Source organism: Lujinxingia sediminis (assembly GCF_004005565.1).
Taxonomy (GTDB): domain Bacteria; phylum Myxococcota_A; class Bradymonadia; order Bradymonadales; family Bradymonadaceae; genus Lujinxingia; species Lujinxingia sediminis.
In genome coordinates, this window is record NZ_SADD01000003.1 from 52,457 (window position 1) to 74,010 (window position 21,554).

At 66.1% G+C, this 21,554-nt stretch carries 5 protein-coding genes and 2 CRISPR repeat arrays (1 of these 7 cut by a window edge); of the genes, 1 reads left to right on the plus strand and 4 read right to left on the minus strand.

Features of this window, described 5'->3' with window-relative positions:
• Positions 1–7: 7 nt before the first annotated feature.
• The 4 genes from EA187_RS08055 to EA187_RS08070 all read right to left on the minus strand — a co-directional run bounded on the left by EA187_RS08055 (position 8) and on the right by EA187_RS08070 (position 5,955).
• Positions 8–2,113, minus strand: a complete 2,106-nt coding sequence (locus EA187_RS08055) for a hypothetical protein (RefSeq protein WP_127779912.1) — start codon at positions 2,111–2,113, stop codon at positions 8–10.
• A 267-nt stretch (positions 2,114–2,380) separates the two neighbouring features.
• On the minus strand, positions 2,381–3,139 hold the full coding sequence (locus tag EA187_RS08060) for a hypothetical protein (RefSeq protein WP_127779913.1): 759 nt from the start codon (positions 3,137–3,139) through the stop codon (positions 2,381–2,383).
• 166 nt (positions 3,140–3,305) lie between these two features.
• Positions 3,306–4,151: a hypothetical protein gene (locus tag EA187_RS08065; RefSeq protein ID WP_115606253.1), complete on the minus strand. Its 846-nt coding sequence runs from the start codon at positions 4,149–4,151 to the stop codon at positions 3,306–3,308.
• Positions 4,152–4,275: 124 nt separating this feature from the next.
• Complete coding sequence (locus tag EA187_RS08070; protein WP_127779914.1) at positions 4,276–5,955, minus strand: DUF2325 domain-containing protein; 1,680 nt, start codon at positions 5,953–5,955, stop codon at positions 4,276–4,278.
• Positions 5,956–6,167: 212 nt separating this feature from the next.
• On the opposite strand from EA187_RS08070, the gene EA187_RS08075 reads away from it, so the two are divergent.
• Positions 6,168–7,940, plus strand: coding sequence for a hypothetical protein (locus tag EA187_RS08075; RefSeq protein ID WP_127779915.1), 1,773 nt, complete (start codon positions 6,168–6,170; stop codon positions 7,938–7,940).
• A 183-nt stretch (positions 7,941–8,123) separates the two neighbouring features.
• A CRISPR array of direct repeats spans positions 8,124–8,641; the repeat unit is 29 nt; unit sequence CGGTTCAGCCCCGCACACGCGGGGAACGC.
• Positions 8,642–8,729: 88 nt separating this feature from the next.
• Positions 8,730–21,554: direct repeats of the CRISPR family, unit length 29 nt; unit sequence CGGTTCAGCCCCGCACACGCGGGGAACGC (it continues 5,080 nt past the right edge of the window).

Consider the following 21,554-nt stretch of genomic DNA (forward strand, 5'->3'; position numbering starts at 1 on the left):
AACGGAGTTAGCTCTGATCGTAGTACACGCAGCGCGCCACGGCCCTTACCGGCTTGTTCGGCGCGGCACTGGCGATGAGCTGCCAGTGCGTCCGAGTTGGCACCACGCGAACGTACTCGCGGCCCCCGTCAAATTTCCCGGAGATTTCGGCGAGGAAGCAGAAGGCTTGCGAGACGGGTGCCAAATTCGCCACGCGCTGATCGGGCTCGCCCTCGGAGGTGGTGATGACCTCGGCCGTCACATCAGCCCCCTGCGGACTGCTCCAGAATGCCATCTGAGTGTTCGCCGCATCCCACAGACCAAATCCCATAAAACTGGCGAAGAAGGGTCCCTGCTCCGACTTTATGCGGTAGTCAACAGTAGACGTACCAGAAGGATGCTCAACCACCGCACGTTCCCCAAACCCTTTCAAACTCCCTCCAATACCTGCCACGGAGAAAGCTTTGGATCGGTACCCAAGCTGATCGATCTCCTCTTCCTCATCAATAGTGAACGTCTGGACGGGTTCGCTGATCCAGTCACCGCTGCCGGTGGTGTCCGTAAAGATTGAGCGGGGTACGCAGTTGTACTCACTGAAAACGCGCTCGGTGACCTCGGTGCGGCCGGAGTCCGAGCGGCCGTGCCAGTACATCTCGTTGGTGGTGCTGTCGAACTCGGTGCCGAGTGTGACCCGTTCTCCCAGACCGGCGAACTGTCCGCCCATGCCCGAGAGCGTGCAGATCCAGCCATCTACTTTTGCAATCTTGCCGTCCTCATTATTACCGAAATACGCCGTGAAAGGATCGTAGGGTCGACCGGGCGCAAACACCTCCGCGGTGGGAAGCTGGTTGGCAAGCGCTACAAATTGATCGACCGCGCAGCCCGGTTCGACATCACACTTCCCGCATACGGCGTCGTTGATCTCCGTCGGCGAGGAGAGGTTGTCGACCGCATCCTGCACGGAGTCGAAACAGGTTGCTCGCTGGATCTCGAAGTTGGCCTGACAATCCTCAAACTTGCCGCGGAAGTTCTCATAGGCATCGATCGCGTCGGCCTGCGGCGCGGGCCAGAGCACCCGGCTGGGATTGTCGAGCTTCCAGACCACGCTCTCGTAGGTCCCGGTCAGATCGCCGGTCGGGTCGAGGGCGGGCTGGGCCAGGGTTTCAAAATCCTGGATGCACTCCAGGCCTGTGATTCCGAAATCGAAGCCACACCAGTTGTAAAGCACCTGATCATAAGGGGCGGTGGTGTAGTTGAGCACACGACCGTAGGCTGCGGCCTCCCATGCATCGTTCGCAAGAGCGACCGCCACGTCATCGGCGATCTCGTCAAGGTAGGTCATCCAAGCCGAGGGTAGCTCCGCGAACCACTCGCCGGGCGGCGGAATATCCGGGCCGTTTACAAATCCGTAGGTCCGCGTGCTCCAGACAAGCTGATTAAATCTAGAGTTATTGAGCCGCTCGAGCGTAGCGTTCAACGAGAGATCGAGGGTCGCAGATTCGTTGAGCGGGATATCGCCACCAATCTTACCACCAATCTCCTCGCGCTCTTCGGTGGAAAGTTTGGTGAGATCGGCCACGAAGACCACCATGCCGCCGAGTTGCTCACGATCCACATAGTGCGTGCCGCAGTTGTCGACAGCTGCAGCCAGATCTTCAGGGTGGTTGGGATCTTTCGGGTCACAGAGCGACCCATCCTCAAAGAGAGGATCGCCATTCGCATCTGCGCGAGCAGGTTGCGGAATTGCCACGCGATCGACGGTGCGAATCAACCCGATGATCACCGCCGCGCTGAAGTCTTTACGCGTGCCTTGCATCTCATCGAGCTTGCCTTCGAGATCCGCCACCGAGCTTCCGGCGATTTTGAGCTCACCGTTAAAGAGCAGGTTCAGGCGCTCTTTCACCTCCGTGGAGGTCGACACAATCGTGCCCACACTTTCAGTGCCACCGGCGGCCTGGACCATCCGCTTGACTTCAGGAATGCACTGGTAATGCCCCTGGGCTTCATAACCGTTGCCCGAAGGCGTCACCCCCTGGCCGACCAGCGTATAAGGCGGCGAAGCAAAGAGGGGGGAATGGGTCCGCGCCAGGGCCGCGCCGGGCTCGGTGTCAGGTGCTTCACTGCACCCGATCATGGTCGCTCCCAGCATCACAGAGAGAGAGAGAGAGAGAGAGAGCTCTTGAGCGAGCGCGTCTCGGGGTGCTGATACGACTTCAAAACATCCTCCTACTAACAAAAAGTCAGCGTGATGGTGCTCGAACGAACGTACTGCCCTTCTCTGCAGGCCTGTTGAGAGAGTGGGGAAAGACTAAGACATACCCCCTGAGATGTATAAACACTTTCGTGTAACGCTTCTTTGCGCACAGAGCCGACGTACCATCCCAGTCGCAGATGGCATCACTTAAGCCGCCACCTTCCGCCGACCTCGCAGCTGGCGCTTCAGCGTGGTGCGCAGCATCGCTCGCCAGTTCGACAGGTTGAGCGGGGTGAGCGTGATGAGCACATCCCCGCGGCCAAAGCCCGGGTTCTGGGCATAGAAATAACGCACGTGCGGGTCGCTCAGCTCCCGCTCGGTGATCGGGGCCACATCACCGCGCAGGTGTTTGGGCACTGTGCCGATCCATTCGCCCCCCGGGCCCGGTCGCACATCGTCGCTGTAGCGGGTGGCGATCTGGCGGCAGAGCTCGCGCTCGGCCGCCGGCGTCGGCTCTTCGTGGCGCGGCCAGAAGGTCTGGTAGGTGCGCGGAAGCAGCAGATAGCTCTTGTAGCTGAACACCGCCATCGCCAGATCGATCGGGGTGCGCGGGTGCTTGAGCCGGGCTTCCAGGAAGTAGGCCATCACGACCGTCTGCAGCACATTCTTGCCGCGAACACGGGGCTCTAAGAGCGCGTTGCCCGGGTAGAGCACGATGCGGGTCTGGCCCGCCACCTCGTAGCTCTGCACATCCATCGTGCCCACGCCCACAAGCGGCCCCTCGGGGCGCTCGCGCACAAGGATCACGTCACGCTTGCTCCGATACCCCTCTTCAATGACCTCGGGGCTCCCCTCGATAAAGCGGCTGGCGAAGGCACAGATCATCTCCACTTCGGCGGCGCTCAGTGAGGTGGTGGGGCGAAACTCCAGGCGCAATCCGTTGAGGCGCAGATAAGGCGGAAGCATAGGCGTCTCAAAGCTCACATTCCAGGGAGGGTCAGCGACGATCGACCGTGTTCTCAGTCAGAATTGCGCGCGTTGTAGTCGACACTCCCGGCGAGATGCAAGCTCGTCAGATCCGGCCGGATTGCTTTCCGGCCCTGTGTTTAGCCCCTCGCCGCGCCACGCAAACTTAGATATCGCGACACTCCCCGCCCGCACAGTCATCGACGCAGGCCCACTCCCCGAGTTCGGTGCAGACGCAGTAGGAAGAGATGCAGACCTCAGGATCAATCACACATTCTTTACCGGCCGAGCAGCTTCCCGGGGTGCAACCCTGGGGGTTCTCGAAGAGATCGCATGAAATCCCGTTAAGTACCCGCTCACAGACCCCGCCACCACACTCCTCGTCACAGACCCACTCGCCTCCCTGGCAGCTGCAGCCGGTGGGAATACACACCTCGTCGTCGATATCGCATCGAAGATCTGCTGCGCCACAGTCTGAGTTTTGGGTGCACCCCTCGGGATTAGGGCCCTGACACGCCTCATCGGCCGGCTTGCAGACCTTGCCGGAGCAGTCGCGGTTGCAGAACCACTCCCCCTCCTCGGTGCACACACATTCGGTAGGGGTGCACTGCGCTTCATCGGGCACGCAGAGCTCATTGCTGGCGCACGCCTCGTGATCCTGACAGCCCGCAGGGTTGGGCTCTTCGCAGCGGGCCTCGGGATCGCGGCACTCCCCGCCTCCACAGTCTTCCGAGCAGAACCACACCCCCTCCTCGGAGCAGATGCAACTCGACGGTTGGCATACATCCTCACCGCGGGCGCAGAATTGATCCCCCGGGCATTGATCGTCGTCGGTGCAACCGGTCGGATCGGGCTCGGTACATCCCGTGCCCGTGTCGGCTCCGGCGTCGCTGCCCGCATCCTCCGACGTGTGGGGGGCCGCGCTGGTGTCGTCATCATCGCCACAGGCCGCCGTCCCACATGCCAACGTTATTATCACCGTCATCATCGCCATCAGCTTTCGTGCGCGCATCGCATCCTCTCCCTCATTGAATTATGACATGGTGCTATCCCTCAGATGGAGGAGCGATAGCAAAGGTGTCAGGGGAGTTCAAACCTTCAGGATGTGCACACACTCCACAATGATGAGCCTCGTCTCACGCCTCGCTGTGCTCGGCCCGATCGAGTTCGACAAAGTCCTCAATCCCCTGTCGCAACTGGGTGATGCCGTAGCCGCGGTTCACGTAGACCAGGGAGACCCCGTGGGCTTTGACCATCGCGTCGGTGATCATGTCGCTGACCTTATGGCTCAAAAAGCTCGTGAGCAGGATCACGATATCCACACTTCCCTGCTGCATGCGGCCGGTCAACGACTGCACCTGACGAAGGTTTTCGCTGCCGTTGACCGTGAGCCACTCAAACTTTCGGGGTTCAAAGGTCTGCTCGATGCGCGCCAGGGCGTCGGGGCGGCTGTCGCCGCCCACCATCACAACCCTGGAGCTCTTCAACACCTCGCGCCAGGGCCAGTCCTCGGGCAAGAGCTCGTCGACAAAATCGGGCTCGGCGTCTTTCTCGGCGTCGGCCGCGTCGATGGCATGGCGAAGTTTGGCGAGCGCCGCCCCGCTTAAATGGTCACGAAAGGGGCGCATCAGACGCACCAGCCGGGGATCGTCGCCGCTTAAGCCCCCGGGAGTCGAGAGGATGTCTTCGACGAGCGCGCGGATGCGATCGACGGGGGGATCCCGGTCGATCAACGCGCGAATCTGACCCAGCGCTCGCTCGGTGTTCTGCGGGGGGCTCTTCTCATCGACCTCCTCGCCATAAAGATCATGGGCAAGTCGCGCAAGCTCGCGGTGGTAGTAGGCGGCGTCCTCGCTCCAGCGCGCGCCATGGGCAGGGCGGTGACCACGGGCCAGCCCGTGCACAAAGCCGGCGCGGGTGATATCGAAGTGGGTGCTGAGCCGTCGCATGATCCGCGCGGCGTCTTTATCGTCGCGAACCGCACCACAACATCGGGCCGGCGTCTCGTCCTGAAGGTGGCGGTAGCGCGCGGCAATAAAGCAGCCCAGCGCCACCTGAACCTCATGGGGCAGCTCCTCCCACACGCGCAGCCGCTCGTCCTCAGTGGCGGCCTTGAGCTTGCCCAACTCCCCGACCACCTCCACGTAGGATTGCACGCCAGCGGGAGGCTCCCCGAGCTGGTCGCGAATATCCGGCAGGAGATGCGCCACGAGCTGCGCACCGGTGGCCGCCCGGCTGGGTGCCCCGGCGCGTATTTTTGATGATGTCGATAATGTCGATGATGTCGACAACGTCGATGCGACCCGCAGTACAGCGGGTTTGCGCTCCGGCTCGTTTTTAAGGTGGGTGTCGTGTTGATGTCCGGGAGCAGGATGCCGGGGCTCGTCCTTTGCCCCACCCGAGGCTGGCCCATCTTCCGCGACGCTGGCCTCTTCCGCGACGCTGGCCTCTTTCGCAGCCGCCACGTCATCCTCACACGCGGCCTCCTCGTCCAACGCAACCCATGCCACCGGGCCTGCCCCCTCCCCGGGCTCAAGCGCCCTGCCCTGATCAAAAACATCAAAAACCTGCGCGCCAAGGTCGCAGAAGATGGCGTCGAGGCGAGCCTCCAGCCCGGCGCGCTCTTCGCGGAGGGCGCGGGCGCGCGCGGCGCTTTTTGCCGCCTGCGCGCTCAGGGAGACAAGCAGCGCGCGCAGCGCGCGGGCCTCCTCAATCAGCCCCCCGAGCTCCGCACTCTTGCTCAGGATGACACGCGCGACCGCCTCCTCTCCGCTGGCCATCGCCTCGCTCTCGGTATCGTGCCTCTCTTCATCCATCACATTCTCCCTGGTCTGCCCCCCGGGTTGTGAAGGTCGTGGCGCGGCGCGTCACGAACACGTCATCATGGCAGATTTGCCCCCGGGATGAACAGGGCCCTTCCCCTTGCGCTCATCGCCTGCCTTCGCCATGGTCCCTGCACTGGCACCAGACGTTGATGTGTTCTCGGCCCGAGGCGGGCCCGCGAGAGAACCCTGAGGAGGGAGGGATCATGACAGACTCAAAGCACAACAAGCGCTCCATGATGAGCAGACGCAGGTTTATCGTCGTGACGGCAAGCGGGCTTCTTGCCACAGCCTGTGGCTCGGGCGGTTCCGGCAGGAGGGTCGACGCCGCAGACACCGGAGATGCCGCAGATGCCGCAGACGCCGGAGGCCCGGGAGATGGCGGAGGTCCTTTTGACACCGGAAGCATCGACGCCAACGTCCCCACCCCCGAGCCCAACTCCCCCTGGCAACTCGCCGAGGGGCATTACGAGGGCTATTTTCCGCAGCACGTGATCTACCCGCGCCCTGACAGCGAAACCGAAGCGTACGCGCGTCATCGTCACGCCTATCCCGGGGTGCTCTACGAGATCCCCATCGGCGTGCAGTTCGGCAAGTGGCCCTACCGCTACGAGCTGCTCGAAGGCCCGGCCGGGGCCCGCGTGGTCCATGAGACGCTGGAGTGGAACGGCGACGACGCCTTCATCGTCCCGGAGGGCTACGGGGTGGTGGCCTGGGATGTTCCACACCATGCTCCGGCCGGGCCGCATACCTTTCGCGTCCGCGTCTACGATCAGGATCACGGACGCGCGGGCGATTCCTTTGTGGACGTGACCTGGACGACGGCGGTGGGCACATCGAACTTCATCTTCCTCGACCCGATCCACGGGGATGACGCCAGCGCCGACGGCAGCATCAACGCCCCCTTCCGGGAGATCGCCGCGCTTCAGGACTCCGGCCTGGCCGGCAACAAAATCTGCTACATCCGTCAGACCGAGCCCTTTGACCCCGACGACTCCCTCTTTGCGGGCGGCTATGCCCCCTCCCCACCCCGGCAGTTTCGCTTCGGCCTGGACTCCGAGCCCAAAGCCTATGTGGCCTTCCCGGGTGAGGTTGTCCACATCAACACCGCCAACCAGCGCGCCTTTGCTCAGTCCAGCACCATCAACCACGACGTCTTCTTCGATCGGATCGTCACCGCCTACACCAATCAGAACGCTCGCGATCGCGACAACGTGCGGGTGATCATGCACTGGAGCAAGTCTCACCGCTCCACCTTCTGGCGGATGGGATGTATACGGGCCTACGGCGGAAAGCGCAAAGACGATAACCACGGGTTCATCTGGTACTGGAACGATGGCGGCAGCGTCGACGACGCCACCGGCCACACCTACCTCTACTCGGCCGACTGCTGGATGGACCGCATGAACGTCGATCCCGGCCCCGATGCCTCCTTTGAGGGCGTGGGCGCCAACGGCCCCCACCTCTGGGAGACCTACACCACCAACCGCACGCTGGCGGAGCGCCACCGGATCACCAACAGCCACATCATCAACAATGGCTTTGTCATCGTGAAAGGCTCGGCCCGTGATGCCGAGATCCGCGCCTGCGTGAGCGTGGAGGGCAATCGCGGCAACTACCATATTCGCGGCCTGGGCGCCGACTCCAACGGAGAGACCCGTCGGGTGGCCCTCTGCTACAACCGCACCGGCGGCGAGGAGGGGCGCGTCGCCATGGGCCAGGCTGGCACAAATCCGGCCTATGAAGACATCATCGCCTACCGCAACTCCTGCGCCGGCTCCATCGGGGCCTCCCAAAACCCCGAGGCCTTCAGCCACGCCTACAACAACATCACCCGCACCATCGCCGAGAACGTCAAAGAGCAGGAGGGCAACATCGAGTTCGGCGACAACCTCCAGGCCACCTTCGACGACGCGATGCGGCTTGTCGGCGACGCCCGTGCGGCACACCTGGGCCTTAAGGGCGCGGAGGTTGCTTGAGTGTGGTTTTTTTGGGGGGGGTGGGTGGGGCGGTGTTGGGGGGGGGGCGGTGGGGGTGGGGGGGGCTTGCTATGTGACGGCGGGGGAACCGTCTCAATCGCACACCGTGCGCACCTTTAAAAAAGATCATCCCCGCGCCTGCGGGGAACGCGTGTGAACGACAGCCACCCAGTCGAGATCTGTCGGTTCAGCCCCGCACTCGCGGGGAACGCCGGGGCGACGCTCAGGCGCAGGAAAACAGCTACGGTTCAGCCCCGCACTCGCGGGGAACGCGTCCCGAAAAGCGCCAGATCCGAAAACTCGCGCGGTTCAGCCCCGCACACGCGGGGAACGCCTCTCCTTCATCCTAGAAACAGGTCAAGAGTACGGTTCAGCCCCGCACACGCGGGGAACGCGAAAGGGTTAGGGAACGTGAACTGCCAGCGTTCGGTTCAGCCCCGCACACGCGGGGAACGCTTAAACGCCCACTCCGCCCTGCCTCCGAGCACCGGTTCAGCCCCGCACACGCGGGGAACGCGATGGCAGCCGAAGCAGCCTCCCTGTTCTCCTCGGTTCAGCCCCGCACACGCGGGGAACGCCCTCACCAGCGCCTTCAGCGCCAACCAGGCGGCGGTTCAGCCCCGCACACGCGGGGAACGCCATGGTGAGAATTTCGGGGCCACCTACGAGGGCGATTCAGCCCCGCACACGCGGGGAACGCGCGCCGAGTTCGGCGTCGAGCGCATCACCTGGCGGTTCCCGCACACGCGGGGAACGCGAGGTGGTTGAAGGACTCCACGCCCATGGTGCCGGTTCAGTTCCGCACACGCGGGGAACGCCTGATGTCGGTCCTACCCAGCCACTCCGCGATCGGTTCAGCCCCGCACACGCGAAAAACGCTTAACATACGCCTCTACTGAGAGTTCGTTGCCCGGTTCAGCCCCGCACACGCGGGGAACGCATGACGATGGCCATGCAAGCGATCGCCGAAGACGGTTCAGCCCCGCACACGCGGGGAACGCTCGCTCTCTGGCGACATCTCCGAAGCCTGATGCGGTTCAGCCCCGCACATGCGGGGAACGCCGGTCCCCCCAGCTGTTTTCATGGGCACTGCCCGGTTCAGCCCCGCACACGCGGGGAACGCCAGTCCACCACGTTGTTGGTGTAGGCGAGCGCCGGTTCAGCCCCGCACACGCGGGGAACGCCCAGCCCCTCGCCCCCTAAATACATGGTTTGACGGTTCAGCCCCGCACACGCGGGGAACGCGTTACTGGAGCCAGCTGAGAAGCGCCTGGAGGCGGTTCAGCCCCGCACACGCGGGGAACGCCTGCGTATCGCCGCGATGGCGATCGATAGCGGCGGTTCAGCCCCGCACACGCGGGGAACGCATCGCCGACGGCATGTCGGGGCTGGCGGAAGCCGGTTCAGCCCCGCACACGCGGGGAACGCTTGCTTCAGGTCCAGCAGGGCACGCGCGGCCTCGGTTCAGCCCCGCACACGCGGGGAACGCCGATCATTATGGCCGCCGGCGTAGCGCTCCCCCGGTTCAGCCCCGCACACGCGGGAAACGCCGTAAGCCCGGCCGCGGGGCTTTCCCTGTGAGCGGTTCAGCCCCGCACACGCGGGGAACGCTGGGCATGGGCCAAAAAGCTCGACCACATCCCCGGTTCAGCCCCGCACACGCGGGGAACGCGTCGAGCGGCCCGGAAAAGTAGACCAGTGTTCCGGTTCAGCCCCGCACACGCGGGGAACGCTCTTTGAAAGAGGTCCAGCGTGTCGCGAACTACGGTTCAGCCCCGCACACGCGGGGAACGCCGAATACGGCGCAAGTTCTCAGACGTCGGAGGCGGTTCAGCCCCGCACTCGCGGGGAACGCGCCCCTCCGGCCGCGCCGATGCCAGCCTTACCCGGTTCAGCCCCGCACACGCGGGGAACGCGTGTTGATGCTCCGGTGCTGGCCGCGAAAGCCCGGTTCAGCCCCGCACACGCGGGGAACGCGAGCGTCATGATCCCTCTCGCATTAGCAACACCGGTTCAGCCCCGCACACGCGGGGAACGCCCCATTGGTGGTGAACTCGCGGCCCATGGTGGCGGTTCAGCCCCGCACACGCGGGGAACGCACGGCCCGCTTGACACTCAACACATCTTCCCGCGGTTCAGCCCCGCACACGCGGGGAACGCCACAACGTAGAATGCCAACATCATGGCCCGCGCGGTTCAGCCCCGCACACGCGGGGCACGCGTCAAAGGGACCGCCCGGCTGGTAGTCGATGGGGGTTCAGCCCCGCACACGCGGGGAACGCGCCTGGCGGGGATTGGAGCCTCTCACCGTGACCGGTTCAGCCCCGCACACGCGGGGAACGCGACGATCTCAAAGGCAAGAACCCCCAGCAGCTCGGTTCAGCCCCGCACACGCGGGGAACGCTTGCGAGGGTCATCACCGACGTCGACCACGCTCGGTTCAGCCCCGCACACGCGGGGAACGCTCGATAATGCGGGCCTCTTTGTATCCACTCCATGGTTCAGCCCCGCACACGCGGGGAACGCCACTGCTCTACGCGGTGGCAGAACTGGGGGATCGGTTCAGCCCCGCACACGCGGGGAACGCGTCAATAATCCCCTGGGCACCCGCGCGCGCATCGGTTCAGCCCCGCACACGCGGGGAACGCGAGCTCATCGCTCAGCAGTGGGGCAACTTCGACGGTTCAGCCCCGCACACGCGGGGAACGCCCCGCGGCCTGCCACCCCAAAGAAGCCTAACGCGGTTCAGCCCCGCACACGCGGGGAACGCTGTCGATGCCGCGATTCCAGAAGAAGAAACCCCGGTTCAGCCCCGCACACGCGGGGAACGCCGCGGCGAGGTAGAAACGAGCCCCGGGGACGGCGGTTCAGCCCCGCACACGCGGGGAACGCTCGAGAGTCTGCAGCCCGAGCTGTTCGCCGACCGGTTCAGCCCCGCACACGCGGGGAACGCGCGACGGTCACCGGGCCGTAAAGCGCAAGCTGCGGTTCAGCCCCGCACACGCGGGGAACGCCGGTCAACGGCTCAACCCAGCGCAGCCGTGGACGGTTCAGCCCCGCACACGCGGGGAACGCGCTCTTCTCCGAGGGCGTTCAGGGCGATGAGTGGGTTCAGCCCCGCACACGCGGGGAACGCCAAAGCCAGTACGAGCACGCGGCGAACGGCAACGGTTCAGCCCCGCACACGCGGGGAACGCGTCATCCCCTACGTGCAGCAGGTCGGCCAGAACGGTTCAGCCCCGCACACGCGGGGAACGCGCCGACGTTGACCGGGCGGTGCAGATACCCCAGGGTTCAGCCCCGCACACGCGGGGAACGCCTCAGAAACGCGGTGTAGCCGTTGGCCTGCCCCGGTTCAGCCCCGCACACGCGGGGAACGCCCTCTCTTCGCTTTTACGTGCCATGCCCTGCCCGGTTCAGCCCCGCACACGCGGGGAACGCATGACCGAAACCTCTCGGCTGTTATAAGTAGGCGGTTCAGCCCCGCACACGCGGGGAACGCACCTACGACGCATCTTCGGCAGACGTCGGCACCGGTTCAGCCCCGCACACGCGGGGAACGCTCAGGACGGTTTTTCTGAATCCATTTGTAACCCGGTTCAGCCCCGCACACGCGGGGAACGCTTCAACTGAGGTCGCCCTGTGGTGTCGTGCTACGGTTCAGCCCCGCACACGCGGGGAACGCCTCTTTGCGACTCCCAAGCGCAAGCTGCACGCCGGTTCAGCCCCGCACACGCGGGGAACGCGCGCGTTTTCGGGACGCGCAGGACTGCAACCCTGGTTCAGCCCCGCACACGCGGGGAACGCTAACGGGAGGCCATGATGGCCCAAGACGTGATCGGTTCAGCCCCGCACACGCGGGGAACGCACTGCGGCATTCAGATCCCGTCTAAGATTAATCGGTTCAGCCCCGCACACGCGGGGAACGCTCGGGCAGGTCGTTGTCGGAGAGATCCATGACCGGTTCAGCCCCGCACACGCGGGGAACGCGCAGGCGGCGAGCTCTATGCGGTCGATATGACCGGTTCAGCCCCGCACACGCGGGGAACGCACCGGCAACACGACCCAGCGTAGATGGGCTGGCGGTTCAGCCCCGCACACGCGGGGAACGCGAAGCGCAAGCACTTCCTCCGCAGCAGCACCTCGGTTCAGCCCCGCACACGCGGGGAACGCGAGGCAATGATGGAGATGAGCTCCGCCCCCTGCGGTTCAGCCCCGCACACGCGGGGAACGCCGGAAGTGTGAAGCCCTGCGCGCTCGCGATGTCGGTTCAGCCCCGCACACGCGGGGAACGCGTCGTCGCCTTCCTGCTGTGCCCACTCCAAGGCGGTTCAGCCCCGCACACGCGGGGAACGCGATCTGCCGCCCGGCGAGGTTCACGCCGACACCGGTTCAGCCCCGCACACGCGGGGAACGCGACTCCAGGCAAAGGATCGGCCCCATAAAACCCGGTTCAGCCCCGCACACGCGGGGAACGCCGCACCATGACATGGCATACGTTGCGAGCGACCGGTTCAGCCCCGCACACGCGGGGAACGCCCTTCGATCGGAACCTCCTGCACAACTCGACCCGGTTCAGCCCCGCACACGCGGGGAACGCGGTGGTGCGCGTCAACGGGTTTTTTCGTGCTCCGGTTCAGCCCCGCACACGCGGGGAACGCTCGACGGTCATCTCAGCGTCATCGCTGAGCGCCGGTTCAGCCCCGCACACGCGGGGAACGCTCGCGCCCTGTAAGCCTCGAAGAAAGGATCTCCGGTTCAGCCCCGCACACGCGGGGAACGCGCTATGATGTGGAATATTTCCGCAAGAGCGAGCGGTTCAGCCCCGCACACGCGGGGAACGCCTCGCCCTGCTCTTGCGCGGACTCAATGATGTCGGTTCAGCCCCGCACACGCGGGGAACGCGTCCCCGGGTGTTGGGTTTAGCTCAGACGATCCGGTTCAGCCCCGCACACGCGGGGAACGCCTTACGCTAGTGATACAAACATATCGCCCACCCGGTTCAGCCCCGCACACGCGGGGAACGCGCCTCAACCCGGGGACGCTCGCGGTCGATGGCCGGTTCAGCCCCGCACACGCGGGGAACGCATCGGCGGCGACGAGGTGCGATATCGCAAAGACGGTTCAGCCCCGCACACGCGGGGAACGCCCCCTGGAACGAACTCCGCTTCGCTCCGTGCTCGGTTCAGCCCCGCACACGCGGGGAACGCGTGTTGCGGACTTTTCGGGTTTCGATGATTTCCGGTTCAGCCCCGCACACGCGGGGAACGCGCCAACAACGCGCCCGCCAAGCGCATCGATCCCGGTTCAGCCCCGCACACGCGGGGAACGCCGATGGCGGTCGCTGGAGCGCTACCAAAATAACGGTTCAGCCCCGCACACGCGGGGAACGCATTTCGAGATACCATTGTAGGGGGAGGGCTGGCGGTTCAGCCCCGCACACGCGGGGAACGCGACGCCAGCCCTGAGGACCACTGGCGCTACACCGGTTCAGCCCCGCACACGCGGGGAACGCCAGCTTGAAGAACTCCTCCCAACCTCCGGGGGCGGTTCAGCCCCGCACACGCGGGGAACGCTACTCGGCTGCCAAATCCTCGAAGCGCAGCGACGGTTCAGCCCCGCACACGCGGGGAACGCCTCGGAGCATTTGCGATCCTCCCATCCCTCGCCGGTTCAGCCCCGCACACGCGGGGAACGCGCATCCTTTCTCAATTCTCCCCTGGCTGATGTCGGTTCAGCCCCGCACACGCGGGGAACGCGATTCGCTCCGGGAGATTCCGTTGCCTTACGACAGGTTCAGCCCCGCACACGCGGGGAACGCGATAATCGTTTTTCGTTTCTGCAAGGTGTCTCCGGTTCAGCCCCGCACACGCGGGGAACGCGATTCGATCCGATGGTCTGAGGACGGCACGACCGGTTCAGCCCCGCACACGCGGGGAACGCCGCAAGGCCGTCACCGCACTCAGCGGTAAGATCGGTTCAGCCCCGCACACGCGGGGAACGCCATAAGTGCTTTTTTATGTTTAGGGCGCGCGCCGGTTCAGCCCCGCACACGCGGGGAACGCCAAAAGCCCCATCTGCTCAGATGTCACATTGGCGGTTCAGCCCCGCACACGCGGGGAACGCCACCCGCCGAGCTCGCCACTGTGAGCTCAGGCCGGTTCAGCCCCGCACACGCGGGGAACGCCGCCGCCTGCTGAGTGGGTGCCTGACCAGGGCCGGTTCAGCCCCGCACACGCGGGGAACGCGTAGCCCGGGTCGAACTGCGTGGGGATGGGGTCGGTTCAGCCCCGCACACGCGGGGAACGCTAGAGCGCTCTAAGATGCCCGTCCACGTCTGCCGGTTCAGCCCCGCACACGCGGGGAACGCACTCGAAGCTCCACACCCTTACTATCTTTTGGCGGTTCAGCCCCGCACACGCGGGGAACGCGAGAGACCGACGGTCACCGACTCCGACCGGCTCGGTTCAGCCCCGCACACGCGGGGAACGCAGCCACTCGGTGCCACGGCGCACGACGCCCGGCGGTTCAGCCCCGCACACGCGGGGAACGCGGTCAGCCACTCCAGCGTCTCGGTGATGCCGGCGGTTCAGCCCCGCACACGCGGGGAACGCTGTCAACCCCGAGCGAGAAAGTGCTGGCGCAGCGGTTCAGCCCCGCACACGCGGGGAACGCATGCCAGACCTGATCTGCCGAGCGCCATAGTCCGGTTCAGCCCCGCACACGCGGGGAACGCCCCTCGCTGCAGGAGAGCTACGTGGACCCGACCGGTTCAGCCCCGCACACGCGGGGAACGCGCTCTCCGGCGCGAGGATGACCATTACGACCCCGGTTCAGCCCCGCACACGCGGGGAACGCGCGTGGATGCCCACCGTGACCTGTTGCTCGCCCGGTTCAGCCCCGCGCACGCGGGGAACGCGCTCACAGCAGCGACGATCGAGACCAAGAATTCGGTTCAGCCCCGCACACGCGGGGAACGCGTGGTGGTCCCAGCATGCAGGGCACTTCCAAACGGTTCAGCCCCGCACACGCGGGGAACGCAGCATCCCCAGCGCGGAGAATAGCCCCGTCCACGGTTCAGCCCCGCACACGCGGGGAACGCCGTTTTATGGCTTGCGGTTAGCTACGCAACCCCGGTTCAGCCCCGCACACGCGGGGAACGCCAGCACGGCACTCTCGCCGGTGCCTACCGGGCCGGTTCAGCCCCGCACACGCGGGGAACGCCTGATTGAGCACATGGCGAAAGAGGTTCAGGACGGTTCAGCCCCGCACACGCGGGGAACGCCCGGTGAACCGCTCGGAGATCCGCACGTTTACCGGTTCAGCCCCGCACACGCGGGGAACGCTGCGTTGACCGGCTCCATTGCCGGAGCCACAGCGGTTCAGCCCCGCACACGCGGGGAACGCGCCCAGCCAGCGGTTGCACCACGCCACAAACTCGGTTCAGCCCCGCACACGCGGGGAACGCACGGTCAAAAAAGAGCATGTCGTGCACGATCGCGGTTCAGCCCCGCACACGCGGGGAACGCCGGGGATCTCGACGGCGTAGCGGAACCGAACCTGGTTCAGCCCCGCACACGCGGGGAACGCTGTTGGAGAAGCGCGTCGGCCAACGCCTGACTCAGGTTCAGCCCCGCACACGCGGGGAACGCTCCTCGAGGTCGCCAGGGCGCAGCACAGGCAGCGGTTCAGCCCCGCACACGCGGGGAACGCCCTCCAGATTGCCCCCAGATGCGTTTGTTTCGCGGTTCAGCCCCGCACACGCGGGGAACGCGTTCAAATCCCGCTTCAAGTTGATTTTCATCGCGGTTCAGCCCCGCACACGCGGGGAACGCGATCGCTGGAGCCCATCAGGAGCGTTGCTCAGCGGTTCAGCCCCGCACACGCGGGGAACGCGATTCTTTTGAGGGCGGCGGGGAGTGGCCTGACGGTTCAGCCCCGCACACGCGGGGAACGCTGGCAGTTCGTCGCCGCAATGGCAGGCCCGTCCGGTTCAGCCCCGCACACGCGGGGAACGCAGGCCCGCACGGGTGGCGCTGTCCTCCACCTGCGGTTCAGCCCCGCACACGCGGGGAACGCTGGATGTGCTCAATGCTCAGACTGATGTCGCGCGGTTCAGCCCCGCACACGCGGGGAACGCATCGGGGAAGAGCCGCTCATTGAGAGCAAGGTCGGTTCAGCCCCGCACACGCGGGGAACGCGTTTGCTTGGGTGGATGATCTGATTGAGACCCCGGTTCAGCCCCGCACACGCGGGGAACGCCTCCTCCGTGCGAGATGCCCGCGTCTGGGCTCCGGTTCAGCCCCGCACACGCGGGGAACGCGAAGCCTTCTCGGCTGCCGACAAGGTCTCGACCGGTTCAGCCCCGCACACGCGGGGAACGCGATGATGTGAGCCTCTCACCCTACGTTTTGACCGGTTCAGCCCCGCACACACGGGGAACGCAGTAGCGAGAATCGGGCGCGGCACGGCTACGACGGTTCAGCCCCGCACACGCGGGGAACGCTTAACAAAATTGCGCCGAAGAGCGCGACCTTCCGGTTCAGCCCCGCACACGCGGGGAACGCGCGCGAGCATCATCGGGCAAGAGCTCCATGCGCGGTTCAGCCCCGCACACGCGGGGAACGCGTGATGATGATGCGCTGCTGGCGATCAACAATCGGTTCAGCCCCGCACACGCGGGGAACGCTTGACAAGGTATGACTCGTACACGGGAATCGACGGTTCAGCCCCGCACACGCGGGGAACGCGTCTGGCCTCTGGAACGGTTCTGACGCCCTTACGGTTCAGCCCCGCACACGCGGGGAACGCCGCTCGACCCTCCCATATGCCGCCGACGAGAGCGGTTCAGCCCCGCACACGCGGGGAACGCGATTACTTCCAAAAATTGGCCCGAGCGGAGCTTGGTTCAGCCCCGCACACGCGGGGAACGCCTCTCGCGCTCATAGGCGGCGATGGCGTTGGCCGGTTCAGCCCCGCACACGCGGGGAACGCTCATCGATCTTCGCGGCGGGGGTTTCTTCGGTCGGTTCAGCCCCGCACACGCGGGGAACGCGCGGTGAGACCGTGCGCGGCCCTTCGATACGCCGGTTCAGCCCCGCACACGCGGGGAACGCGGGTGACAATTTGGCACCCAAAGAGAAAAGATCGGTTCAGCCCCGCACACGCGGGGAACGCGTTGTCGCCCGCTTCGCCAGAGAGCACCGCGCCGGTTCAGCCCCGCACACGCGGGGAACGCGTGATCGACGGCGTAGCCGAGGATTACATGGGCGGTTCAGCCCCGCACACGCGGGGAACGCAACTCCAGACCAGGGGATACGACACCGCGCTCCGGTTCAGCCCCGCACACGCGGGGAACGCGGCTGCGTCAGACCCGCCATCACGCGCCGAGCCGGTTCAGCCCCGCACACGCGGGGAACGCCACACCGCCGGCGCGTGGTCGGACGTGTACGGCGGTTCAGCCCCGCACACGCGGGGAACGCGGCTGCGCTTGCTGAGCAGTTTCGTGGGATGGCGGTTCAGCCCCGCACACGCGGGGAACGCATCCGCAGCCGTTTGTCATGCGCGATCCGACTCGGTTCAGCCCCGCACACGCGGGGAACGCGAACTCCTCAGTAGGATCGCTGAGCACGATGGCGGTTCAGCCCCGCACACGCGGGGAACGCATCTCCCGCACACCGCCCATCGCAAGGCCCAGCGGTTCAGCCCCGCACACGCGGGGAACGCGCGCGCGGGTAGTATATGCGGCGCTCAGTCATCGGTTCAGCCCCGCACACGCGGGGAACGCCGGCTGGTAAAGGTGACGCGATGATCTGGCCGCGGTTCAGCCCCGCACACGCGGGGAACGCTGGTGCTCAAATATGACCGGAATCACAACACGCGGTTCAGCCCCGCACACGCGGGGAACGCGTGCCCGGATTGCAGAAGACGGCCGTTGCAGTCGGTTCAGCCCCGCACACGCGGGGAACGCAAAGGCAAGAGCACCATTGAGAGGGCGCTAACCGGTTCAGCCCCGCACACGCGGGGAACGCACGCTGTCAGGTCTTCTTAGAGAAGTTCGAGCCGGTTCAGCCCCGCACACGCGGGGAACGCCGCCCCGCATCGAGCCCGGGATCGTCGGTGACCGGTTCAGCCCCGCACACGCGGGGAACGCGTGCATGGCGGTTGGGCGATGATTCCGTGGACCGGTTCAGCCCCGCACACGCGGGGAACGCCTCGACAACCTCCACACCGATCCGGCGGAGCTCGGTTCAGCCCCGCACACGCGGGGAACGCATCAACGCCGAACTCATCCCCCTTCACCCAGCCGGTTCAGCCCCGCACACGCGGGGAACGCCTTTATGGGCCGCGCGTGGGACGCTGGCGTCCCGGTTCAGCCCCGCACACGCGGGGAACGCGAACGAGAGCTTGATGTGGTTGGAGCTCCTTGCGGTTCAGCCCCGCACACGCGGGGAACGCCGGCTCGTCGTATCCATCAGGGCCGTCTTCGTCGGTTCAGCCCCGCACACGCGGGGAACGCCGCAACAGTTGCCTCGGCGTTGGCGTGAATCGCGGTTCAGCCCCGCACACGCGGGGAACGCGAGCCTCGGAACCAACGGCCCGAAAACTCAACCGGTTCAGCCCCGCACACGCGGGGAACGCGCTCGGAACGGCGTCGACGCTGTTGATCACATCGGTTCAGCCCCGCACACGCGGGGAACGCCTGCCGTCGCTCTCCTGCGCGCTCTCCGCCGCCGGTTCAGCCCCGCACACGCGGGGAACGCTCGCCGAGAGCCCGGCACCTATGGCGATTCAGCGGTTCAGCCCCGCACACGCGGGGAACGCGTTGTCGAGGGAATGCGGGCGCTTCACCAGGACGGTTCAGCCCCGCACACGCGGGGAACGCAGGAGCGGCTGGGGCTCAAGCGCGCGCTGGACCGGTTCAGCCCCGCACACGCGGGGAACGCGCGTCGAACTCAGGCGAAGGGGAAGCTCCGGTCGGTTCAGCCCCGCACACGCGGGGAACGCGTGGTTGCAAAGCCAACATCGACCGACCCGATCGGTTCAGCCCCGCACACGCGGGGAACGCGCCAACTGTCATCGCGGAAAAAACACCCGACCCGGTTCAGCCCCGCACACGCGGGGAACGCCCACTGGTGCCGGTGGAGACGCGCGCGAAGCCCGGTTCAGCCCCGCACACGCGGGGAACGCCGAGAGTGCCGTGCTGCCTGCGCACTCCCGCCCGGTTCAGCCCCGCACACGCGGGGAACGCTATCTCTGGAGCGCCCCGATGGGTCTGGAAGCCGGTTCAGCCCCGCACACGCGGGGAACGCGAATCCTAGCTTATGGTCGAGCGCTAGGTTAACGGTTCAGCCCCGCACACGCGGGGAACGCCAGCCGATCAGGCAAGGGGTTCTCGTCGCGCTCGGTTCAGCCCCGCACACGCGGGGAACGCAGGTTATGGGGATGAGTAACATCCCCTTTAATCGGTTCAGCCCCGCACACGCGGGGAACGCCGCCCCGGCAAGCGCCCGCCGATTATGCCGATCGGTTCAGCCCCGCACACGCGGGGAACGCGGGCATCCTCGGAGGTCGCCATGTGTCGATACCGGTTCAGCCCCGCACACGCGGGGAACGCCGCTCAATGAGAATCATCATCTCATCGGTAAACGGTTCAGCCCCGCACACGCGGGGAACGCACGGAAAATCCATCACCCTGGACGTGCGTCACCGGTTCAGCCCCGCACACGCGGGGAACGCTGGTGCGCAGTCGATTTTACTCTCGGAGCCCCCGGTTCAGCCCCGCACACGCGGGGAACGCGCCTCGGCCTGCATCTCGCGCGGCCAGTCGGCCGGTTCAGCCCCGCACACGCGGGGAACGCGAGGATGCGACCTTTGATCTGTCGTCGATGAGCGGTTCAGCCCCGCACACGCGGGGAACGCCATCCCCGTGGATCGGGCAGATCGACCAGTCGCGGTTCAGCCCCGCACACGCGGGGAACGCAACAGCGACCTGAACGCCGTCGAAGATCCAGCCGGTTCAGCCCCGCACACGCGGGGAACGCTGGTCCTTGGACATAGGCTCATCGTCTCCTTCCGGTTCAGCCCCGCACACGCGGGGAACGCTGGTGCGCGTGCAGGTTGCGATCGTTCGCGCCCGGTTCAGCCCCGCACACGCGGGGAACGCGTCCGGGCAGCAGTAGTCGCGCATGATGCGATCGGTTCAGCCCCGCACACGCGGGGAACGCCGTCTCGGCGACGGTCTTATTCGTCGCGGCCTCGGTTCAGCCCCGCACACGCGGGGAACGCTGCTCGTCCGCTTGATTCAGGTAGTAGGTCTGCGGTTCAGCCCCGCACACGCGGGGAACGCTGCGGCGCAAGCTGGGTGAAGGGCTGCACCAACGGTTCAGCCCCGCACACGCGGGGAACGCCGTACTCGATGCTCCAGCGGGAGGTCGAGTCCCGGTTCAGCCCCGCACACGCGGGGAACGCGGTGATGGGCGCTGCAACGCCCTTTGCTGCGCCGGTTCAGCCCCGCACACGCGGGGAACGCGAGCTCCGCGCGTTCTTGGCGAGCGACGTCTGAGGTTCAGCCCCGCACACGCGGGGAACGCCTGATCAAGATGGGGCCCGTGTTCGGCGCGGTCGGTTCAGCCCCGCACACGCGGGGAACGCCCGACTTAGCTCTTCGTCGCCGAAATTCGTTGCGGTTCAGCCCCGCACACGCGGGGAACGCGTTTTCGGGATTTCGGATAAGGAGGAAGTTGTCGGTTCAGCCCCGCACACGCGGGGAACGCCCAAGATCGGTCAGCGTCACGAGGTCGCGCATCGGTTCAGCCCCGCACACGCGGGGAACGCATCTCGCGCGTCTTAGGCTTGCTCCGCTGATACGGTTCAGCCCCGCACACGCGGGGAACGCTATCCCTCAGCCCATAGCCGGAAAGAGAACGTCGGTTCAGCCCCGCACACGCGGGGAACGCTGTGCGATCTGCCACTGAGTCGTCGCGATGCCCGGTTCAGCCCCGCACACGCGGGGAACGCTTCTTGCCGACTATCTCGACGCCTGCCTCTCGCGGTTCAGCCCCGCACACGCGGGGAACGCCTGGACTCCGGCGAGATCCCCAACAAGTTCGCCGGTTCAGCCCCGCACACGCGGGGAACGCTAGATATCGGAGCCAATCAGGCGCTTTTTGTACGGTTCAGCCCCGCACACGCGGGGAACGCCTTGTGCCGCAGTCGGCCGACAACGCCGATCACAGGTTCAGCCCCGCACACGCGGGGAACGCGACCACCGTGCGGGGGTTGTTCTTGTCGACGACGGTTCAGCCCCGCACACGCGGGGAACGCGAGGCGGTAGAGTCTGCCATTCGGCTTGCGGGGGGTTCAGCCCCGCACACGCGGGGAACGCGTCTCGCCTGATCGCCATGAAGGACGCGGCGAAGGTTCAGCCCCGCACACGCGGGGAACGCGATCGGCTCGTCGTATCCGTCGGGCCCGTCGTCGGTTCAGCCCCGCACACGCGGGGAACGCGACGCAACCAGAAGCCAGCCAGAAAGAAGCACCGGTTCAGCCCCGCACACGCGGGGAACGCGATGCTGTAATCCTCGGGGAGCTGGGCCAGCACGGTTCAGCCCC

Excerpts from the sequence above, each read along its gene's own strand:
- EA187_RS08055 (WP_127779912.1), bottom strand. The coding sequence starts at position 2,113 with ATGATCGGGTGCAGTGAAGCACCTGACACCGAGCCCGGCGCGGCCCTG.
- EA187_RS08060 (WP_127779913.1), bottom strand. The coding sequence starts at position 3,139 with ATGCTTCCGCCTTATCTGCGCCTCAACGGATTGCGCCTGGAGTTTCGC.
- EA187_RS08065 (WP_115606253.1), bottom strand. The coding sequence starts at position 4,151 with ATGCGCGCACGAAAGCTGATGGCGATGATGACGGTGATAATAACGTTG.
- EA187_RS08070 (WP_127779914.1), bottom strand. The coding sequence starts at position 5,955 with ATGGATGAAGAGAGGCACGATACCGAGAGCGAGGCGATGGCCAGCGGA.
- EA187_RS08075 (WP_127779915.1), top strand. The coding sequence starts at position 6,168 with ATGACAGACTCAAAGCACAACAAGCGCTCCATGATGAGCAGACGCAGG.